Origin of the sequence: Yersinia vastinensis, assembly GCF_902726565.1 — a bacterium.
GTDB classification, from domain to species: domain Bacteria; phylum Pseudomonadota; class Gammaproteobacteria; order Enterobacterales; family Enterobacteriaceae; genus Yersinia; species Yersinia vastinensis.
The window spans coordinates 259,192-280,785 of the sequence record NZ_CACVAF010000005.1; the positions used below are offsets into that span (position 1 = coordinate 259,192).

Below are 21,594 nucleotides of genomic sequence, written 5' to 3' on the forward strand. Positions count from 1 at the left end.
ATAGCTGTACTAAATAGATAAATAATTACGTTACGTTATTAATAATTTTTATTGCATTTATTTTTTGATTATTAAATCAGGATATTATGAAAAAAATAGTACATATCAAGATTTCTGACTCCGGTTGGATCCTTGAAAAACTCGCGAGTGAAATAACCAATCGATTACCCTACGTTAGCTTTGGTCTCGATACTGATAGCTCCGCTGAAATTCAATATTACATGACATATGGATGTCGGCAAGACAGAGTTTCCCCTATTGAAGTCGCGTTATTTACACATAAAGAACACGTACAGGCGGCGGCAGAAAAATTTGATTCTGTGGCATCAGAAGTTGATTTCTGCATAGCGCAATCTCTAGCAACAGAAGAGATAATCCGCAAAACTGGCCTGACAAATGTGCAAACTATTTCACCTGGGGTCGATTTAAACCATTTCACTCCAATTGTTCGTATAGGGATCGTTGGCCGAACATATCATACTGGCCGCAAGGGTGAAAACCTAGTTGCACAGGTAATGGATATTCCAGGTATTGAATGGTATTTCACCGGCTCTGGTTGGCCTGGCCCAGCCCATTTTATCGATGATAATAAACTCCCAGAATTCTATCGCTCACTTGATTATATACTCGTACCAGCATTAATTGAGGGTGGCCCTATGTGTGTGCTTGAAGCACTTGCAAGCGGCTGCAAAGTTATTGCTTCGCCCGTAGGCTGGGTTCCACAATTTCCACATATTGAATTTAAACTGGGTGATGCTGATGATTTACGCCGGGTTCTGCTGCAAGTTCTTGATGAGAAGCTGGCATTAAGAAGAAGTGTTGAAGGCTATACTTGGGAGTCATGGGCTAATAACCATCACAACCTTTTTAGTCAATTGCTAGGACGAGATCCCAGTTTAGAAAAAAATAAAAATCAACCACAGATACTAAATACTAAAATGAAAACTGCTAATACGACCAATAAACTCAGCGCACTAGTTGCAGTCCATGGTCAAGAAATGACGGCCTCATTAGGTGGCCCTTCTATACGGGCACCGAAAACAGTCGCTGCGTTACGTAGTATTGGCTTAACAGCTGACTTTATTTCGAATCGCAATTTCTCTGTAGATAATGTTGATATCGTGCATGTTTTGAACGTTTGGCATCCAACAGAATGTGAAGTATTACTCAGACAAATAGAGAAAAACAATCGTCCCTCAGTACTGTCCCCTATATTCCTCGACCTCTCTGAGCTGAATTTTTACAACATCAAAGTTAGACAAATCCTGTCAAATAATGAAGATCTCAGCAGTGTGAATAAAGAGCTTTCCGCTTTACGCCATGAGATCACTGCTCATCGGAATAAGCCGATGATGGAACGTGAACCTCTTCCAAATTATTTTGCATCTGTTCGCCGCTTGGCTTCTTATGCTAACCATTTAATTCTACTAAGTGAGCTTGAGAAGAACTTACTTGAAAAAATTGGTGTTTCACACCCTTCAGTAAGTATAGTCAAAAATCCTGTAGATGCTTCGGTATTTAACAACGGTGACCCACAATTATTCAGAGAACTAATCGGAGTAGAGGATTATGTACTTTGTGTCGGTAGAATTGAATCAAGAAAGAATCAGGCATTACTTGCGCTAGCATTGCGAAACACCAATGTCCCACTTGTCCTCATCGGTCATGAAGCAGATTCCAAATACGCCGATTTAATAAGAAAATGGGGCGGAGAAAATGTTATCTTTGCTGGCCGGATCGAGGCAAATAGCCCAATGCTAGCTTCAGCATTTGCTGGCGCAAAAGTATTCTGCTTACCTTCCTGGAGTGAAGGCGCACCATTAGTTGCTCTTGAAGCTGCTGCTGCTGGATGTAATATGGTTCTGAGCAACCGCTCGTCTGAATCAGAGTATTTTGGTGATTTAGCTCGCTATATTGAACCTGCAGATCCGGATGATATACGTGCAAAAATTTTAGATGCGTGGAATGACTCTACAGCACTTAAATCTGCTCGTTCAGAGCAACTTAAAGAAAAAATGCGTACTCAACACAGTTGGGAAAATTATGCAATACAGACTAAAGATGCTTATGAGTCAGCATTAAAAGTAGAAGCAAATAAACCATTATCATTACCCACTGTTGGACAACGAAATAAACGTATTTTTGTCGATCTAACCACAATGGCCCACCATAATGCTACGCCGACAGGTATTGCTCGCGTTGAAAGCCGTTTGGCAAATGAACTGCATAAATATTATGGTGCTGAAATACATTATATTGTTTGGAACTCATTCTATCGTAAGTTTATTGAAGTCAGTTTCTCTGAGTTTGAAAATGGTAATATTAGAAACTTTGCTGGCAAAAAAAATCCTAGCACTAACAATAGCATTCCGCGTTCTGCCTGTAGTTTTCAAAAAGATGACGTATTGCTCGTCTTTGGTGGAGCATGGATAAGAAATACTCACTATTTAAAAGATCTACGAGCATTTAAATTGATGTTTGGCGTAACACTTGTCACAACAGTTTACGATGTCATTCAACATAAGCTGAAATTCTTATTCCCTGAAGGAGTTGGAGATCAGTTTGCGGTAAATTGCCGTCAAATACTCTCGATTTCCGACATGGTACTAACCTGCTCTGACCAAAGCCGTAAAGATATTGTAGATTTCTGTCTTGAAACTCAGACACCATTGTGTCCAATTTCTGTTTTCAGATTAGGTGATGAGGCTGTTTATTCTAATCCAACTCCGAATATTGAACTTCAGAGAGAAGGACTTACAGATTTAGCAAGTGATGACAAATTTGTTATGTTTGTTAGCACGATTGATGTGCGAAAAAATCATGCTCTCTTGCTGATGTTATGGAAAGGTTTGATCAGCGAATATGGTGATGCAGTTCCTAAGCTCGTTTTGGTTGGTGGTGTGGGTTGGCGTGGCGAAGAAGCGATAAGTATCCTTAATGATAACCCAACTCTCAAAGATAAAGTCCTGATGTTGCATGGTATAGAAGATTCAACTTTAGATTGGCTTTATACAAATTGTCTCTTCACCGTCTTCCCTTCCCGTTATGAGGGTTGGGGATTGCCAGTTGCTGAAAGTTGTAGGTATGGTAAGTTTTGTATTTCTTCAAATGCGGGTTCATTACCTGAAGTTGCACCAGGTCATGCTGAATATATAGACCCTCTGGATTGTATTGCTTGGTATAAAGCATTACAAAAGTATTGCTTTAATCCTGAATTACTGGCTGAGAAAACTAAATTAGCACAAAGTTATAAGCCAACATACTGGCACTCCACTGCAAAACAAGTCATTGAATCAATTGATGATATACATACAACAGAACGTATGTCTTCGCTCAGTATTGGCGATAAAATTAGCTTTAGCCGTAACCCTAAATCTAACTCGTTGAAAAGTGATAAATTTACTCTCAAAGGTTGGTCTAACAACGAGACTGATGGTACATGGACTGTCGGAAAGCAAGCGATACTAGGCTTTCAATTTGATCAAGCTAGTAAGAATAATTTAGCTTTAAGTTTCAATGCGTTTGGTTATGTTCCAGCAGGTGAAGCTATCAATGTTACCGTACTGGTTAATGATGTCACTGTCGCAAAATGGGTTGTTGATGGTGTGGCATCAGATTTATTGGCACCAATACCTTTATCCATTCTGCAATCGTCACATAACCTTAAAGTCGAACTTAAGATAGATAATCCTAAATCCCCTACACAATTTGGCGCATCCGATTGGCGTTCACTGGGGCTACATGTGCGACATATGACTCTGCTCCAGCAAAAAGAAACGTCTACAATGCCATTGTTGGTATCAACGGTCATTGCAGAAACACCTGTTATTGTTACCCAAAAACCAAGTATTGCACATAAGATCAAAAATCGATTGAGAAGGCTCAATAATACAATTAATAGCATGAAATAACTGAACTTATCTTGGATAAACCGATGAGTTTGGAAAACACATTACTCCACATGCGAATAAAATGCAGTGGAGTAATGCGTCATTCTCACCATGGATAAATTCAATGTTCTTGGCATCTCAGTATAGATTTTTGGGATTTACGCGTTAGGAATGAATAAATGAAAGTACTTGTAACTGGCTCTGCTGGCTTCATTGGTTCTGCTTTGGTTATTAGACTATTAAAGCGGGGTGATACTGTTATAGGAATTGATAATCACAATGATTATTATGATCCTGCAATCAAAGAAGCGCGCCTTGCAAGGCATATAAAACATCCAAACTACACTCATTTACGTGTTGACCTTGCTGATCATTTAGCTATTCAAGATTGCTTCGCGACACATAAACCACAACGAGTGGTAAATTTGGCAGCGCAAGCAGGCGTCCGCTACTCCATTGATAACCCACTTGCCTATATTAATAGCAATATCCTTGGCTTTGCGCATGTTTTGGAAGGATGTCGTCACAATGCTGTAGAACATCTTGTTTATGCTAGTAGCTCAAGTGTTTATGGGGCAAATACGTCAGTCCCCTTTTCTGTTCATCAGAATGTAAATCACCCTCTTAGCCTTTATGCAGCGACCAAAAAGTCGAACGAATTAATGGCACATACCTATAGTCACCTATATGGATTACCAACCACTGGCCTGCGCTTCTTTACAGTATATGGCCCATGGGGACGCCCTGACATGGCCTTATTTAAATTTACTAAAGCCATATTAGCTGGTGAACCTATACAGATATTTAATCACGGAAAACATCGTCGTGACTTTACCTATATTGATGACATTGTTGAAGGTGTAATCCGCGTATTAGATAACCCAGCCCAAAAAGATAAACAGTGGAATAGCGACATTCCTAATCCCGCGACCAGCAAAGCACCTTGGCGCATCTATAACATTGGTAATAACAAGTCTGAAGAATTAATGGACTATATTGCAGCATTAGAAAAAGCTCTGGGTAAAAAAGCCAAGAAAGAGTTACTGCCATTACAGCCAGGGGATGTTACTGATACTTATGCCAATATTGACGATTTCGTCGAAAATTTTCATTACACTCCGAAGATAGAAATTGATGAGGGAATTGGATATTTTGTTGATTGGTATCGTGATTACTTCAAATGATTGAAGTGGTAAAAACATAGAATTATAGGTTTTTATATTAATTATTCGTTGCTCGTGTAACTTGGAATATTGATTGTGAAAATTGCTATAGCAGGAATCGGTTATGTCGGTCTATCAAATGGTATTTTACTGTCACAACACCATGAAGTCGTGGCTTTGGATATCATTCCAGAAAAAGTTGCGATGCTTAACCGTAGAGAGTCAGTAATTGTTGATACGGAGCTGCAAGATTTTTTAAAAAATAAACAGCTTAACTTCAGAGCGACCTTGGATAAGCATGAAGCCTATGAGGGGGCAAGTTATGTCATTATTGCAACCCCAACTGATTATAACCCTGAGACAAATTATTTTAATACCAAGTCTATTGAGGCTGTCATTCAGGACGTTATGGCGATTAATCCTGATGCGGTAATGATTATCAAATCAACTGTACCAGTAGGTTATACAGCAAAAGTAAAAGAAAGCCTTGGTTGCGATAACTTGATCTTCTCGCCTGAATTCCTGCGTGAAGGGCTTGCCCTGTATGACAATTTACACCCTTCTCGTATTGTTGTTGGGGAGCGTTCGAAGCGAGCCGAAGTTTTTGCTAATTTATTAAAAGAGGGTGCAGTTAAGGAAAACATACCAACTCTATTTACTGATTCTACTGAAGCTGAGGCGATTAAGCTCTTTGCAAATACCTATTTGGCTATGCGGGTTTCCTATTTTAATGAGCTGGATACTTACGCCGCGTCACATGGATTAGATACTCGTCAAATTATTGATGGTGTCTGCCTCGATCCTCGAATTGGGACGCATTATAATAATCCATCTTTCGGCTACGGCGGCTATTGCTTACCTAAGGATACGAAGCAACTCTTGGCAAATTACTGCCATGTCCCACAAAATCTTATTAATGCGATCGTACAGTCGAACACTACGCGAAAAGATTTTATTGCAGCTGATATTTTACGGCGCAACCCCAAAGTTGTTGGCATCTATCGTCTTATCATGAAAAGTGGATCTGATAACTTCCGGGCATCAAGTATTCAAGGGATCATGAAGCGCATTAAGGCCAAGGGAATTGAAGTTATCATCTATGAACCGACACTCAATGAAACAGAGTTTTTCAACTCTCGAGTATTGACTGACTTAGATAAATTCAAGAAAGAGTCCGATCTCATCATCAGTAACCGGATGCGTGATGCATTAAATGACGTGAAAGACAAAGTTTATACTCGCGACCTATTTGGCGATAATTAACAAGTGGCTATTTGATTGTGCTGAAAACAAAATATTCAGCACAATCAATACTAATGGATAGCGATTACTCGCCAGGGAACAAAAACGGATTGATGCTGCTGCGAGCAAAACCTTCGCCTTCCATCTTGGCATCGAGAATCAGCGAGGCCAGATCATCGGCGACAGCTTCTACCTGCGGATCTTTTTCCTGATACAAAATCTTCAGGTAAGTGCCACAATCGCCACAGCTTTCGGCTTTCACCGCAGCCAGCTCACTGTCCAGTGACCAGTAGTTCAAATCACGCGTTTGTTCGCAGTTACTGCATTTAATCCGTACTACATGCCACTCGCTTTCGCACAAGTTACAGTGCAAATAGCGCAAACCATTGTTAGTGCCAATATGTACCACACTGGATACCGGAATGCTGCCGCATACAGGGCAGAATTGACGGTGTTCACCATACTCAGCCCGTGCTTTTCCGGGGATTTGGCTGGCCATCTGCGCCCAATACAGCGATAACGCGGCCCAGATAAATGGCGCTTTTTCGCTGCCGATTTGCCCAAATTCGCGATTTAGCAGGGCATCGGCGTACAGTTCTAGCTCGTGCACTGAAGACTTATCCAGATTATCCAGCACCGCCAGAATATGGTCGGGCGCATCTGGGCGCAGCTCAGCAATTAGCGCTGACAGTAACTTGCGCCAATGTTCGGTACGAGGGAAAACGCTTAAATCCAATGGTGGCTTACCGCTGGCCGCAGATTGTGCCAACTCCGCTTGCATATCCAACACCAGCGGATGGTCATGCAGCGCTTTTTGCTGTGCTTGCGTAATCTTAGCCGCAAAATCCAAATAGTCAGCGAGTGGATTATCCAACGCTAACTGCTGCAAACGCTCGGTACGCCGGGTATACAGGCTTTTTAAATTCGCGAAAAGTAACGGCGGGATATTCCCCGCCGTTGTACCTTTTTCGCGCTGCTGCCCAAGTTGATCTTTAGGGACAATGCGAATACTCATCAGGGTTTCTCTTCCTGTTTTTTCTGAAGCTGCCTTTTGGCGCTAACCTCACGATACCAACGCGGGTGGTGCTTTTTAGCCCATGCATCAGGGACCCAGCCTTCCACCATCGCGGTAATCGTGCCTTTCACCCACAGGGCGGCATAGATATGCACCATAATCACGATAATCAGTCCAACTGCCGCCAGAGAATGCACCAGCAGAGCCAGACGAATCAGCGGGATTGGGAAAGAAGGCGCAAAGTAAGGCCGCCAAATGACTACGCCACTGGCCAGTAACAATACCAGACTGATAATAGCAGCCCAGAATACGCACTTCTGACCAAAATTATAGCGTCCAGTGTCGCCCACTTCCTCATTCAAGGCAATTTTGTGGATATTTTTCGCCCACTCCAAGTCTTCCTTGTTGATCAGGTTGTGTTTCCAGTAACGGAAAAACATGATCAGGAAGGCAGCGAACATAATCACCCCGGCAAAGGGGTGAAGGATACGCGCCAACTGAGGAGTACCAAAAATATTCATCAACCAGTTAAATGATGGGAAGAAGAACCCTAATCCACTGATAGCGGCCAACATAAAGCAGAAGGCAACTATCCAGTGGTTGATTCGCTCCGGCGCACTATAGCGCTGGATCCGCTTTTCTTTTTTCATTTCCGCGTCTCCCCGTCGTCTGAGTGTTCAGCGGTTGTCTGCTCTGGTTCCTTGGCGGTAGTGTCAGAAGGCGTGGAGTCCGGTTTATGCTCTTCGTCCTCTTCTTCCTCAACCCGGTTCGGGCCAACACCAACATAGTGGAAGATACTGGCCGCAAAGGTAGCAGCGAAACCAATAGCTGCCAGCGGTTTCCAGATCCCTTTCCAGAAGGTCACTGTTGGGCTGATAGTCGGGTTCTCCGGCAAGCCGTGATAGAGCTGGGGCTTATCCGCATGATGCAGAACATACATCACGTGAGTGCCACCAACACCCGCAGGGTCGTATAACCCAGCGTTATCAAAGCCACGGGTTTTCAGTTCCGCCACTCGGCCTGCCGCCACTTCTTTCATCGACTCTTTAGTACCAAAGTGAATCGCCCCGGTCGGGCAGGTTTTCACACAAGCAGGTTCTTGACCGACACCAACGCGGTCAACACACAGGGTACATTTGTACACTCGGTTGTCGTCTTTGTTCATGCGCGGCACATCAAACGGGCAACCCGCGATGCAATAACCACAACCGATGCAGTGCTCTGACTGGAAATCGACGATGCCATTAGCGTACTGAATGATTGCCCCTTCCGACGGACAGGCTTTCAGGCAGCCCGGGTCAGCACAATGCATACAGCCATCCTTACGGATCAGCCATTCCAGCTTGCCGCTCTCTTCGTCTTCAACTTCGGAAAAGCGCATCACTGTCCATGATTTGGCTGTCAAATCGGCGGGGTTATCGTACACCCCGACGTTATAGCCCACTTCATCACGGATATCGTTCCACTCTGAACACGCCACCTGACAGGCTTTGCAGCCAATACAGGTAGTGACGTCGATAAGTTTCGCCACCTCTTCCTGATGGTTACGATCCTGTGGCGGCGGCGTAAGGGAGTTGGTGCCGGAGCGCCGGATAATGTCTTGAGTTTGCAGTGACATAGGTTCTCTCCGTTACACCTTTTCCACGTTGACCAAGAACGCCTTAAACTCTGGCGTTTGCGTATTAGCATCACCGACAAACGGTGTCAGGGTATTGGCCAGGAAGCCTTTTCTTGCCACCCCTTCGTATCCCCAGTGAATCGGAATACCAATGGTGTCCACTTCCTGTCCGTGGACATTCAGTGTGCGAATCCGTTTGGTCACCACCGCCTTGGCCTTGATATAGCCACGGTTGGAGCTGACTTTCACGGTATCTCCCTGCTTGATGCCCTTCTTCGCGGCCAGTTTCTCGCCAATTTCCACAAACTGCTCTGGCTGCGCAATTGCGTTGAGTAACGCATGCTTCGTCCAGTAGTGGAAATGCTCAGTCAGGCGATAAGTGGTGCCGACATACGGGAATTGCTCATGAGATCCCATCGCAGCCAAATCGTCTTTAAATACACGAGCGGCTGGGTTGGATATCACATTCGGGTGCAGCGGGTTAGTGCCTAGCGGCGTTTCGAATGGCTCATAGTGTTCTGGGAACGGCCCTTCTGCCATTTTATCGATGGCAAACAGACGCCCCATTCCTTCAGGCTGCATAATGAACGGTCCGACATCACTGCCTGGCGCGGCCGCGCTGTAGTCAGGAATATCAACTCCGGTCCATTTGGACCCGTCCCACTCCAGCAATTGGCGTTTCGGATCCCAAGGTTTGCCCTGCGGATCGGCAGAAGCACGATTATACAAAATGCGGCGGTTAAGCGGCCATGCCCATGCCCAACCCAGCGTATTGCCAAGCCCTGATGGATCTGCGTTATCACGCCGTGCCATCTGGTTACCTGCTGGCGTCCAGCTACCGGCAAATATCCAGCAACCACTGGCGGTGGTACCATCATCACGCAAGTGAGCAAAGGTACTGAGCTGCTCGCCTTTTTTGACCAGTATCTTGCCATCGGCATCAGTGATATCGGCCAGCGCTTTACCGTTGCTCTCCATAGCCACTTCTTCTGGCGCAGGATTTTCGGGAGTCAGGTAATCCCAAGTCATATTAAGCACTTGTTCTGGCACTGCACCGCCTTCCCGGCGATACATTTCACGCATACGCATGAAGATACCCGCCAGAATTTCACCGTCGTTCAGTGCTTCTCCTGGGGCATCCGCGCCTTTCCAGTGCCATTGCAACCAGCGGCCCGAGTTGACGATGGAGCCGTTTTCCTCAGCAAAGCAGCTTGATGGTAAGCGGAACACTTCGGTCTGAATTTTTGATGGATCGACATCGTTAAATTCACCGTGGTTTTGCCAGAAGTTCGCTGTTTCAGTATTGAGCGGGTCAATCGTGACCAAGAACTTCAGTTTCGACAGTGCCGCGACCACTTTATTTTTGTTCGGGAATGACGCTACCGGGTTAAAGCCTTGGCACAGATAGCCATTCACTTTACCCTGCGACATCATTTCGAAATACTGCAAGACATCGTAGCCTTTATCCCACTTCGGCAACCAGTCGTAGCCCCAGCCGTTTTCCTTCTGAGCTTTATCGCCATAGAAGCTCTTCATCATACTGACGAAGAATTTCGGATAATTGCTCCAGTAGTTAACTTGGCCCGGCAACAAGGTTTTCGGTGTATTGGCCTTGAGGTAAGTATCAATATCTGGCTGTTTTTCTGACGGCAGGTTCATATAACCCGGCAGGCTTTGCGACAGCAAGCCGAGGTCAGTCAGCCCCTGAATATTGGAGTGACCACGTAAAGCATTCACACCGCCGCCCGCCATACCCATATTGCCTAGCAGCAACTGAATCATCGCCATAGTACGGATGTTCTGCGCACCCACGGAGTGTTGCGTCCAGCCCAAGGCGTACAGGAATGATGCCGTTTTATCCGCAGCACTGGTTTCCGCAATATATTCACACACCGTCAGGAAATCTTCTTTCGGCGTACCACAAATATTGGACACCACATCCGGTGTGTAGCGGCTGATATGTTCTTTCAGCAGATTCCACACACAGCGTGGGTCTTGCAGCGTGACATCGCGTTTCGCAAAGCCGTTTTCGTCCAACTGGTAATTCCAGGTGGTTTTGTCGTATTTGCGGTTTTCGGCGTCATAACCACTGAACAAACCCTCTTCGAAGGTAAAATCTTCCCGCACCAGCAAGCTGGCGTTGGTATAGGCTTCGACGTATTCGCGGTTAATTTTGTTGTTGGTGATCAGGTACAACAATACGCCGGACAGGAACGCTATATCAGTACCGGAACGAATTGGCGTGTAGAAATCAGCCACCGATGCAGTACGGGTAAAGCGCGGATCTATCACGATCAGCTTGGCATTGTTATGGATCTTGGCTTCCATCGCCCAGCGGAATCCCACCGGATGCGCTTCTGCCGCATTACCGCCCATGACGATAATTAAATTCGCGTTCTTGATATCAACCCAGTGGTTGGTCATCGCACCGCGACCAAATGTTGGAGCAAGACTTGCTACCGTTGGTCCGTGTCAGACACGTGCTTGGTTGTCTACGGCAAGCATGCCGAGAGCGCGACTAAATTTTTGGGTCAAATAGCCCGTTTCATTGCTGGATGCCGACGCACACAGCATACCGGTACTCAGCCAACGGTTGACGGTGACACCGGCATCGTTGGTCTTAATGAAATTAGCGTCCCGGTCTTCTTTCATCAGCTTGGCAATGCGCGTAAAAGCATCGTCCCAAGTGATTCTCTGCCATTTATCAGAACCCGGAGCCCGGTACTCTGGGTATTTCAGGCGGCCTTCGCTGTGGATAAAGTCCACCAGACCAGCACCTTTTGGACAAAGTGCCCCACGGTTTACCGGATGATCCGGGTCCCCTTCAATGTGGAAAATACTCTCTTTGGCGTTTTTTGCGCCGTCGCCGAGGCTATACATCAAAAGCCCGCAACCGACAGAACAATATGTGCAGGTATTCCGCGTTTCACGGGCGCGCAGCAATTTATAATTGCGCGTTTCCGCTAGCGCCACTGACGGCGTAAAGCCGAGTGCCGCGACCGTGGTTCCCGCCATACCGCCAGCGCAGATCTTAAAGAACTGCCTTCTGCTGACCTGCATGGGTCTCTCCTTCATCTCACGATTGTTACAGTGTTTACCCTTCATATTTCGAGCGACATGTGTGTTGGCTGCTCTCTCACCCGAATCACTGACTTAAGTCAGCTCATCGGGACTTATTCGCTTGCCACCTTCCTGCAACTCGAATTATTTTGGGTATGAATTTAAAATTCAGTCCACGCTTCCCTCAACGAAATGGGAGGCGCTAAAATCGCTGACGCGATATCCAGCTTTTCCGTGTGGGATACATTTTTAATAACAGAATATAGCCACACTATTCTTGATGTGAATGTTACCACATTGTGATTATGGGTTATAACTTTCAGGACCGCATAGTGAGCCAGATCAAACCTTCAGAAATTGACTTCTCCACCGAAATTTGCGGTGCCAAGCAACTTAACGTGCTACAGCGCCATCATATGGCGGAACCACAACAGGATTGGCTAGCGGAAGAAGTACCAGTAGCGCTGGTGTACAACGGTATTTCTCATGTGGTGATGATGGCCACCCCCAAGGATTTAGAGGCTTTTGCTCTGGGATTTTCGCTATCAGAGGGCATTATCACCGCACCACAAGAAATTTATGCCATTGATGTCACCCCTAGCTGCAACGGTATAGAAGTTAACATTGAGTTATCCAGCCGCCGTTTTGCTGGTCTGAAAGAGCGTCGCCGCGCCATGGCCGGCCGTACAGGATGTGGTGTCTGCGGTATTGAACAATTGGATGACATTTTCCGGCCTATCGAGCCACTGCCTTTCACTCAAACGTTTAATCTAAATCAACTAGATAGCGCACTATCACAACTTAAGCAGGTACAAACTGTAGGCCAATTGACCGGCTGTACCCATGCTGCTGCCTGGATTACGCCTCAAGGGGAATTACTGGGGGGCTGCGAAGATGTTGGTCGCCATGTAGCTTTGGATAAACTACTGGGAATTCGTGCGAAACAGCCTTGGCAACATGGTGCGGTGCTGGTCTCCAGCCGTGCCAGCTATGAGATGGTGCAAAAAACCGCCATGTGCGGGGCTGAAATTTTATTTGCTGTTTCTGCTGCAACAACCTTAGCCGTTGAAGTGGCAAACCGCTGTAATTTAACCTTAGTCGGCTTCAGCAAACCCGGCAGAGCGACGGTATATACCCATCCACAGCGCATCAATGAATAGAAAGACCATACAGAATGTACGGCATTGATAATCATTTTCAATATCATTTAATTAACTATAATGATCCGAATGCTTACGCGGTGCTTACTTTTTTTGCACCGCCCTACACCTACGGAGACGATGATTATGAGTTACTCACTGCCATCCCTGCCTTATGCTTATGACGCCCTGGAACCCCACTTCGATAAGCAGACGATGGAAATCCATCACACCAAACACCACCAGACCTATGTTAACAACGCAAACACGGTGTTGGAGAGCTTCCCTGAGCTGGCAAAACTGAGTGTTGAAGATCTGATCAAGGATCTGGACAAAGTCCCTGCTGAAAAACGTACTTTCATGCGTAATAACGCCGGTGGCCACGCTAACCACAGCCTGTTCTGGAAGGGTCTGAAACTGGGTACGACGCTGACGGGTGATCTGAAAGCCGCTATTGAGCGCGATTTCGGCAGCGTAGACAGCTTCAAAGAAAAATTTGAGCAAGCTGCGGCAACTCGTTTTGGCTCAGGTTGGGCTTGGCTGGTATTAAAAGACGACGGCAAACTGGCGGTTGTTTCTACTGCTAACCAAGACAGCCCGCTGATGGGTGAAGCGGTTTCTGGCGCATCAGGCTTCCCGATTGTTGGCCTGGATGTGTGGGAGCACGCTTACTATCTGAAATTCCAAAACCGCCGCCCAGACTACATCAAAGCATTCTGGAACGTGGTTAACTGGGACGAAGCAGCAGCACGTTTCGCACAAGCTAAATAAGACTCAATATGGGCAGCTAAATTTGGCTGAGACCCATCGTTAGAGTGAAATATCATGCCGGCAAGGTTATCTTGCCGGCATTTTTTATTGCTAAAGTTTAGCCAATTCCTGCCGATAGATTGTACAAGAAGGTTGCTGGTATTTATGGTGTAACTCTATGAATGCAGTTTTAAAACGTTTGGGAAAAGCACTCTTGCCAAGGCTGCCCCACGTTCAACCAGCCCCCTCATTCCTCTAATAATTAGATCCCCCAAAACTCACCTACGCTGATTGATTTGCAGCAAAAACACCGCATAACGGAGAAGAACATGGCAGCATTTAGCAAAGTTTTTGGTAACTTTGAAAACGTGAAAGTCGGCAAGAAGCTGGGATTAAGCTTTTTTCTGATGTTGTTGTTGGTTGGGATCATCGCTGGGACCACCGCTTATCATTTCTCCGTCATTGAAGAACATGCGTATAAAGTCGATCTCAGTTACAAAATCAACGATGAAGCCAATCAGGCAAAATATAATCGTGCGCTCTATGAGCGAACTTACGATCTGAAATACATCAAAGAAAACTCACAGCACATCAATAACATAAAAAACCTTCTGACCCAAAGTGAAGCTCTTAGCTGGTCGGAAGAGAACCGTAAAATCATCAGCGGCATTGCCGATGTCGTTGACGAATATCTGCAACAACAGAGCAACTTTGTTAATGCCGTCGCCCATAAAGATGATGTGCGTAAAAGTTGGAATATTTCTGAAACTCAGAATAATCTCAATGAGTTACAGCAAAGTTTGCTCAATGAAGGGGCGGACACCAATACCCAGATTCTGCTAGCTGAGATGAATCAGAAACTCATGACCGTGCGCTATAACGCACGCGGCTTACTGCTAGACCGCAATCAAGATGCCGAATCCTCGTTGATTACCTCCATCAATATTGCCAACAGTGCTGCCAATGCTTTTATGCCCGTGTTATCCGCTGAACAGCAAAAATTATTAGCCCCTGTTATCTCGAGCCTCAGCGCCTACAAAGACAACGTGCTGGCCTATTTACCGGCTTATCAGCAAGAGCTGGAAGTCGGTAAAGTGATGGAAGACAATGCCAATGAGTTGAATAAGCTCGCCACCCATCTGTTTACCCAAGAACTGCAAGGCACTCATGACGAAATCAATAACGCACAATTGCAGTTAACCATCGCGGCGATTGCGGCTCTGCTGTTTGGTCTGCTGATTTCATGGCGCATGACTCGCCAAATTACTGTGCCACTTCGTACCACACTGGCGATGGCTGAACGTATCGCTACGGGTGATTTAACTGCTGCAACCACATCAAACCGTACGGATGAATTGGGCTTATTGATGAATGCCGTTGCACGGATGAATGAAAATCTGCGCGCCATGATTGATGATATCCGTATTGGTGTCAGTCAGGTCTCGCATGCCTCTGGCGAGATTGCGGCCGGCAATACTGATTTATCATCTCGCACTGAAGAACAAGCCGCTGCCGTAGAAGAAACGGCTGCCAGCATGGAGCAATTAAATGCCACAGTGAAACAGAATGCTGATAATGCCCATCACGCGAATCAACTGGCGACCGAAGCATCACAAACCGCACAACAAGGCGGCAAGCTAGTTAACGATGTCGTGCGCACCATGAATGATATTTCTGGCAGTTCCAAACGTATTTCCGAAATTACTTCCGTGATTAATAGCATTGCTTTCCAGACGAATATTTTGGCACTGAATGCTGCCGTTGAAGCCGCTCGCGCGGGTGAGCAAGGGCGTGGATTTGCCGTGGTCGCAAGTGAAGTGCGTAATTTGGCACAACGCAGTGCGCAGGCGGCAAAAGAAATTGAAGGGCTGATTGGTGAATCGGTATCTCAGGTGAACGCAGGCACATCATTGGTACAAAATGCGGGTCAAACCATGGAGGATATCGTCCGCTCTGTCACCCATGTGCGTGATATCATGGCAGAAATTGCTTCAGCCTCTGATGAGCAAAGCCGCGGCATCACGCAAGTGAGCCAGGCCATTTCTGAAATGGACAGCACCACACAACAGAATGCCGCCTTAGTGGAAGAGTCTGCCGCCGCCGCTGATTCACTGGCAGAACAGGCTATTTTATTGGCACAAGCGGTCGCGGTGTTCCGGCTATCCGAATCGGAAACAGAAATACCTCAAAATCATAGCGCAGCACCATTGATGCCAAAAGACGCAACACCACCCCGCCCAACCCCAGAGATTCGCAGTAGCAACCAGCAGGATAACTGGGAAACCTTCTGATTTCTGGCTAAACCTTGGAACCCTGCCATCAGGCAGGGTATTCTGGCTCTCCCTTCCAGATACAGACAAGGAGAGCAGATGAAGTACCCACTGGTTTATATCGGTAAAATCGAACCTTACCGCGGCAGTTCCCCAAGTGCGATTGGCAAACGTCAGGTGCAGGGGAGTGTCATGCTCACGTCACTGGGATTAGAGGGGGATGAACAAGCAGAAACCCGCTTCCACGGCGGCCCGGATCGCGCGCTATGCCATTATCCTCGTGAACATTACCAGCACTGGGTGCAGCAATTTCCTGAACAAGCCGATATTTTCTCTGCACCGGCCTATGGCGAAAATATATCGACCCTCGGTATGACTGAGAAAAATGTGTATATGGGGGATATCTATCGCTGGGGTGACGCCATTATTCAGGTCACCCAACCACGCTCTCCGTGCTACAAACTCAACTTCCATTTTGCCATTGAAGAGATGTCGGTGTTGATGCAACAAACTGGCTATTGTGGCTGGCTGTATCGCGTGATTTCACCCGGTAAGGTCAGCGAAAGCCATCCATTGACACTGTTAGTGCGCACCAGTGAGATTTCGGTATCTGAAGCCATCGCTATTGCCTGGCATATGCCATTCGATGAAGAACAGTATCGCCGCTTATTGGCCGTCTCAGGGTTATCTGCCAGTTGGAGTAAAACCATGCTGACGCGAATTGCGGAAGGAAAAATTGAGGATTTTAATCGGCGTTTACTGGGAAATAGCAAGGTAGCAAGACGTGATTAATGGTTAAACATCGTCAGCACTCTTGGAATGATGAACCGACAAAAACAAGCCGGGCGGTGACTATGCCACGTACCCGGATTGATCAAAGGCTGTTATCAGAAGGCTTTTTTGGCGTAACCGGTCACTTCTTTCAGGCCCATTTCACGACCTAATGCGGTCATTGGATGTACCACCACAATGCCGCGTACCGCTTTCTTCAAAGAGCCCATATCGGCCTGCTCTTTCTTGGTAATTGGGCGGCTGAAGGGCAGCTGAGCCAGTTTTTGGGCTTCAGCACTGAGGTTTTTGACTCGCACTTCTTTCAAACGCTGAATTTCAGCCGCCAGTTTCTCTTTTTCTTTCATATGCTGCGCGATTAAATCCACATTTCCCTGCTGGATAACAACCGGATCTTTGTGGTTCAACGCATCCAGCATATCGCTTAGACGTTTGATTTCTGCATGTTCTTTCATAGTATTGGCCCGTACATGCCGCTAATGGGCACGATATTTCGCTAAAGTTGGAGATAGAATAGCACTGATTGTGCATCAAGATGGATAGTGTATCAGGATGCATGCTTTTCGGCAGTAGCCTCCTGTCGCGGCCGCCACTGCATTCCAGCGGGTTCCCCACTCATTTCACAGGCAACCGCCCCCAACCTCTCCAATGCCCCGGTATAGTGGCTGTTGAACGGATAACAGCATGACAGGCGGAAAGCATTGCGATAACGACCACTGGGCGAATAAAGCGTACCGGGCGTTAAGCAAATCTGCTCTTGCAATAATTGATGGAACAACGCGACAGTATCGACACTGTCAGGTAGCTCTACCCAGAAAACGAATCCACCGGCAGGCTGCGTCACTTTGGTCCCACGTGGGAAACTGCGAGTAATGACTTGCTGGGCAAGCTGAACTTGCTGTGCATAACGCCGACGCAAACTGCGCAGATGATGGTCATAGCCGCCAGACTCCAAAAATAGTGCCAATGTTTCTGAGAGCAGCATCGGTTCCGCCATTGAAGATACCGCTTTTAGCTTATGCAAAGCTTCAGCGAAGCGCCCGCCGTCAATCCAGCCAATACGAAAATCGGGTGCCAGCGTTTTGGTGAAGCTGGAGCAAAACAACACCCAGCCATCCCGATCAAAAGATTTAACCGCTGGGGATAGTGTCGAACCAAATTGAATTTCGGCATATAAACCATCTTCAATCAGTGGCACCTGATGATCGTTCATCAACTGTGCCAGCCGTTTTTTCGCCGCCAGTGGCATCGTGTAACCCAATGGGTTCTGCACTGTTGGCATGGCAATTAAGGCATTGAGCCGCTTTTCCTCAAGCAGTAACTCCAGTACATCCAGTGATAAACCTTGCTGCGGGTCAGTGGGGATTTCCACAGCCTTTAACCCCAGACTGGCCAGCAATGGCATCAGATAAAAATACGTCGGTGACTCCAGCCCAACACAATCTCCCGGCTTGGTCGTCACCCGCAGAGCCAATTGCAGCGCTTCCATACAACCATGGGTAATAGTGATATCAGCCGGGCTGGCCAGCATCCCCAATGTCATGGCTCGACGGGCAATTTGCTGCCGTAGTCGTTGGCTACCGGGGGGCAGAGAATATTGGCTAATTAACTGTGGTTCACGGCGTAATAGCGACGCCATAATGCGCCCCAGCTTGGCACTAGGATAAAAATCTCCGGTCTGTGGGCAGGCGAGCGAGATGTTGGTAAAGCGCGGATTTTGTTGTGCAGCAAACACCGTATCGATCAAGTCCAGCACTTCATCTACCGGCTTACCCACGGTGGCGGTTGGCACCACGGCGGTTGATGGGCTACAAACATAAAAACCGGACTGCGGTCGGGCTTCAATTAAACCGCGATCTTCCAATGTCCGATAAGCCGCCACCACAGTATTGATACTCACCTGATGACTTTGCGCATAACCCCGAACCGATGGCAGCCGACTCCCCGCCAGCAGACTGCCGTTTTTAATGGCTTGCGCTAAATTGTCGGCCACTTGCAAGTAGCGAATTTCATTCATAACCAGGGACATGGTGACAGTTCTCCGCAGGATCAATGGGTACAGTTTTGGGTTATGCAAACTGTACCCATAACAATAGATAACTTCTGCTTCTGACGCCATAACGGATTGCTGTTTATGCTGAATCTCTTGGCAAGACATACAACAATAGACTCAGGAAAATTCTCATGCTGGACAGTGCTTTTATCAGTTACGTTACCGTTATGTCGATCACGCCCGGCCCGAATAACCTGCTGTTGGCCGCCTCTGGCGTCAATTTTGGTTTGCGCCGAACCTTGCCAATGATGCTGGGAATTACGTTTGGCTGCGCCTTACAATGCGCATTGACCACGACACTATTGGCGCTAATTCTCAGCTGGGTGGGTGTTATTCGTCTGCCTTTAGTGACGTTAGGGGGCGGTTATTTATTGTGGCTATCGTGGAAAATTTATCATTCCGGTACACCCAATGCGCGAGATAGCGAGCGGCCTATGGGGTTTATTCAAGGGGCTTTATTCCAAGCGGTTAATCCTAAGGCCTGGTTGATGGCAATGAATGTCGCCATCTTATTTACACCACGCGAAGGGGCGACATTGAGCCATACCTTACTGATTATGACTGGTTTTGCTTTATTGAATCTGCCTTGTGTGGCCGTTTGGGCCGTGATGGGCGACCAATTACGTCATGCACTGCGCATCAATTGGAAATTGCGGTTATTCAATGGTGTGATGGGCGGTTTAATGGCCGTCACCGCACTATGGCTGCTAGTCGATGAATGGCTGAGTGTCTTAAATCAGGCGTGACCGAGTGGTGAAAGTTTTGAAACTTGTTTTTGGCTGATGCGGGAGAGCAACTCAGTAATCGAAAGCACCATGGTTGAACGCACCATTTGCTGATAACGCTGGCGTTGCATTGCAATCAGCGAAGCATCGGCTTCGTCAGGGCGCAAGAACGTTGGCACCGGTGGCAGTTCCACCACACAATGTAATTCACCAAATGGCCCGAGAATTTCGTCATCCGTAAAGCGATACTCGGTGCCATCATGGTTGAGTTCTTCACGCAGCGCCATGAGTAACTCGGCATCTTCATATTCATGTCGGGTGATGACACCCAAGGCATACACCAACTTCAATCTGACGGATAGCTCGCCGAGTGGACCATCCCCAACCAGCAATGGCTCTACGGCATATTTGACCGCATAGTCATCTTTACGAAAAACCTGCACCACGAGAATATTGAGCGCCTCTGCCAATAATTCGACAGCTGCCATTAAGAAGCTCCGAACGGTTTTCCCCGCGTTCAGATGCTCAAGTACTCGATTCTCAAATGCCTGTGTTTTTTCAATCATCGCTTGTCACTGGATGTGTGGCTACGAAAGGATAAATACCGCGCAATAAGACACGGTATTTATCACCTAACGCGCCGGTTTGGTTCTTAACGGAATCAGTGCGTCAGCTTGTCCTGCATGGCGTTATACACACTCACCGCCTGTTCGACAACCTCACTATCAGCAGGCAGGCCTGAAATTTGCGCTAACGCAGCTTTCGGCCCTAATTTCGCCAATAATTCAACCAGTTCCTGTGCTTGTGGGTCTTGCTCACTACGATAACTCATTGCCGCAGCAATACCTGTGACCAAATTATCGTGCGGTAACTGATATTCCAATGTCCCCAGCAGCGGTTTGATCAAACGGTCACCCGCACTCAGCTTACGCAGCGGCTGACGGCCCACGCGCTCAACATCGTCATGCAAGTAAGGGTTTTCAAAGCGGGAGAGGATTTTATTGATATAAGCGGCATGTTTTTGTGGTTCAAAAGCATAGCGTTTAATCAGCACCGCACCACTTTCTTCCATCGCGCCTTTCACCGTCTGACGTATCGCCGGATCCAGAATAGCATCACGAATGGTTTGGTGACCGGCAAGCTGGCCCAGATAAGCGGTAATGGCATGGCCAGTGTTCAGCGTGAACAGTTTTCGCTCAACAAAAGCCATCAGATTATCTGTGAGTTCCATGCCAGCAATTTTCGGTGGCTGCCCTTTAAACTGGGTACCATCGACTATCCACTCACTGAATGTTTCTACCGTCACAGCCAGAATATCTGTACTGCCCGCCTCCGATGGCGGCACAATGCGGTCTACCGCAGAATCAACAAAACCAACATGTTGCTCAACCCACTCATGCTCACTTTCTGGCAAGGCGGCAAAAACATGCTGTTTTAGTTGGCTAGTGCCACGCACCATATTCTCGCAAGCAATCACGTTCAATGGGTGGGTGTTGCCTTGTTGGTGACGGGCAATCAGACCTTGCGCCACTGTGCCTGCGATACGGGCCAGAATTTGTGGGCCAACGGCGGTAGTGACGATATCGGCTTGCGCTATCAGCTTCACCACTTCTGGGCTACCACTATTCACCGCGCTGACATTTTTGACTTCTTCAACACGCGCTTGCTCGCCAACAATATTGACCGGATAACTCTTACGTTTGTTCAGCTCATCCAACAGGGGTTGGTTAACATCTGCGAAAGTCAGTTGCGCACCGGCATCAGCAAGAAGTTTACCAATGAATCCCCGGCCAATATTACCTGCGCCAAAATGCAATGCTTTCATATTCGTTACCTTTTGCTGTAAAAGGGCCGTTTACTCCCAACGACCCTATTCAGAT

16 protein-coding genes are annotated in these 21,594 nt (G+C 47.0%); 8 read left to right on the forward strand and 8 right to left on the reverse strand.

Going from position 1 to position 21,594, the window contains the following annotated elements; genetic code table 11:
• Positions 1 to 86: 86 nt before the first annotated feature.
• The 3 genes from HUZ92_RS09795 to HUZ92_RS09805 all read left to right on the forward strand — a co-directional run bounded on the left by HUZ92_RS09795 (position 87) and on the right by HUZ92_RS09805 (position 6,316).
• A complete protein-coding gene (locus HUZ92_RS09795) occupies positions 87 to 3,911 on the forward strand; it encodes a glycosyltransferase (RefSeq protein ID WP_050099428.1) in 3,825 nt (1,274 codons plus the stop codon).
• Between the two features lie 158 nt (positions 3,912 to 4,069).
• Positions 4,070 to 5,074 (forward strand): NAD-dependent epimerase, encoded by a 1,005-nt coding sequence (locus HUZ92_RS09800; RefSeq protein ID WP_050099427.1) that lies wholly within the window; start codon positions 4,070 to 4,072, stop codon positions 5,072 to 5,074.
• Between the two features lie 75 nt (positions 5,075 to 5,149).
• Positions 5,150 to 6,316 (forward strand): nucleotide sugar dehydrogenase, encoded by a 1,167-nt coding sequence (locus HUZ92_RS09805; RefSeq protein ID WP_050099426.1) that lies wholly within the window; start codon positions 5,150 to 5,152, stop codon positions 6,314 to 6,316.
• Positions 6,317 to 6,380: 64 nt separating this feature from the next.
• Here the strand turns inward: HUZ92_RS09805 and fdhE are convergent, their stop codons facing one another.
• From fdhE to fdnG, 4 genes are read right to left on the reverse strand one after another with little or no spacing between them, the layout of a single operon-like run.
• Positions 6,381 to 7,310 (reverse strand): formate dehydrogenase accessory protein FdhE, encoded by a 930-nt coding sequence (gene fdhE / locus HUZ92_RS09810; RefSeq protein WP_050295635.1) that lies wholly within the window; start codon positions 7,308 to 7,310, stop codon positions 6,381 to 6,383.
• On the reverse strand, positions 7,310 to 7,960 hold the full coding sequence (gene fdoI / locus HUZ92_RS09815) for a formate dehydrogenase cytochrome b556 subunit (RefSeq protein WP_050099424.1): 651 nt from the start codon (positions 7,958 to 7,960) through the stop codon (positions 7,310 to 7,312). Before fdoI ends, fdhE begins: the two co-directional genes overlap by 1 nt.
• Positions 7,957 to 8,928 carry a formate dehydrogenase subunit beta gene (gene fdxH / locus HUZ92_RS09820; RefSeq protein WP_050140074.1) on the reverse strand — a complete coding sequence of 324 codons (972 nt, stop codon included), beginning with the start codon at positions 8,926 to 8,928 and terminating at the stop codon, positions 7,957 to 7,959. Before fdxH ends, fdoI begins: the two co-directional genes overlap by 4 nt.
• A 12-nt stretch (positions 8,929 to 8,940) precedes the next feature.
• Positions 8,941 to 11,988 carry a formate dehydrogenase-N subunit alpha gene (fdnG, locus tag HUZ92_RS09825; RefSeq protein WP_087770197.1) on the reverse strand — a complete coding sequence of 1,016 codons (3,048 nt, stop codon included), beginning with the start codon at positions 11,986 to 11,988 and terminating at the stop codon, positions 8,941 to 8,943.
• A 305-nt stretch (positions 11,989 to 12,293) separates the two neighbouring features.
• Here fdnG and fdhD point away from each other — a divergent pair, with 305 nt between their 5' ends.
• The 4 genes from fdhD (at position 12,294) to yiiM (ending at position 16,939) form a co-directional block, all read left to right on the forward strand.
• Positions 12,294 to 13,148, forward strand: a complete 855-nt coding sequence (fdhD, locus tag HUZ92_RS09830; protein WP_174846820.1) for a formate dehydrogenase accessory sulfurtransferase FdhD — start codon at positions 12,294 to 12,296, stop codon at positions 13,146 to 13,148.
• A 126-nt stretch (positions 13,149 to 13,274) separates the two neighbouring features.
• The gene (gene sodA, locus HUZ92_RS09835) at positions 13,275 to 13,898 is read left to right on the forward strand and encodes a superoxide dismutase [Mn] (RefSeq protein WP_050099416.1); all 624 of its coding nucleotides are present in this window, start codon (positions 13,275 to 13,277) and stop codon (positions 13,896 to 13,898) included.
• A 308-nt stretch (positions 13,899 to 14,206) separates the two neighbouring features.
• On the forward strand, positions 14,207 to 16,168 hold the full coding sequence (locus HUZ92_RS09840) for a methyl-accepting chemotaxis protein (RefSeq protein WP_050099414.1): 1,962 nt from the start codon (positions 14,207 to 14,209) through the stop codon (positions 16,166 to 16,168).
• Between the two features lie 78 nt (positions 16,169 to 16,246).
• The gene (gene yiiM, locus HUZ92_RS09845; protein ID WP_050140077.1) at positions 16,247 to 16,939 is read left to right on the forward strand and encodes a 6-hydroxyaminopurine reductase; all 693 of its coding nucleotides are present in this window, start codon (positions 16,247 to 16,249) and stop codon (positions 16,937 to 16,939) included.
• Positions 16,940 to 17,034: 95 nt separating this feature from the next.
• Here yiiM and HUZ92_RS09850 read toward each other — a convergent pair whose 3' ends face one another.
• Both HUZ92_RS09850 and HUZ92_RS09855 read right to left on the reverse strand, forming a co-directional pair.
• Positions 17,035 to 17,391 carry a YibL family ribosome-associated protein gene (locus HUZ92_RS09850; RefSeq protein ID WP_050099411.1) on the reverse strand — a complete coding sequence of 119 codons (357 nt, stop codon included), beginning with the start codon at positions 17,389 to 17,391 and terminating at the stop codon, positions 17,035 to 17,037.
• A gap of 92 nt (positions 17,392 to 17,483) precedes the next feature.
• Positions 17,484 to 18,965, reverse strand: a complete 1,482-nt coding sequence (locus HUZ92_RS09855) for an aminotransferase-like domain-containing protein (protein WP_050099615.1) — start codon at positions 18,963 to 18,965, stop codon at positions 17,484 to 17,486.
• 155 nt (positions 18,966 to 19,120) lie between these two features.
• Here HUZ92_RS09855 and HUZ92_RS09860 point away from each other — a divergent pair, with 155 nt between their 5' ends.
• A complete protein-coding gene (locus tag HUZ92_RS09860) occupies positions 19,121 to 19,735 on the forward strand; it encodes a LysE family translocator (RefSeq protein WP_050099409.1) in 615 nt (204 codons plus the stop codon).
• On the opposite strand, the gene HUZ92_RS09865 is transcribed toward HUZ92_RS09860, so the two are convergent.
• Entirely contained in the window at positions 19,726 to 20,280 is a 555-nt protein-coding gene (locus HUZ92_RS09865) for an MltR family transcriptional regulator (protein ID WP_050099407.1), read from the reverse strand. The genes HUZ92_RS09860 and HUZ92_RS09865 overlap by 10 nt on opposite strands.
• A 95-nt stretch (positions 20,281 to 20,375) precedes the next feature.
• Positions 20,376 to 21,539: a mannitol-1-phosphate 5-dehydrogenase gene (locus tag HUZ92_RS09870; protein ID WP_050099405.1), complete on the reverse strand. Its 1,164-nt coding sequence runs from the start codon at positions 21,537 to 21,539 to the stop codon at positions 20,376 to 20,378.
• Positions 21,540 to 21,594: the final 55 nt, after the last annotated feature.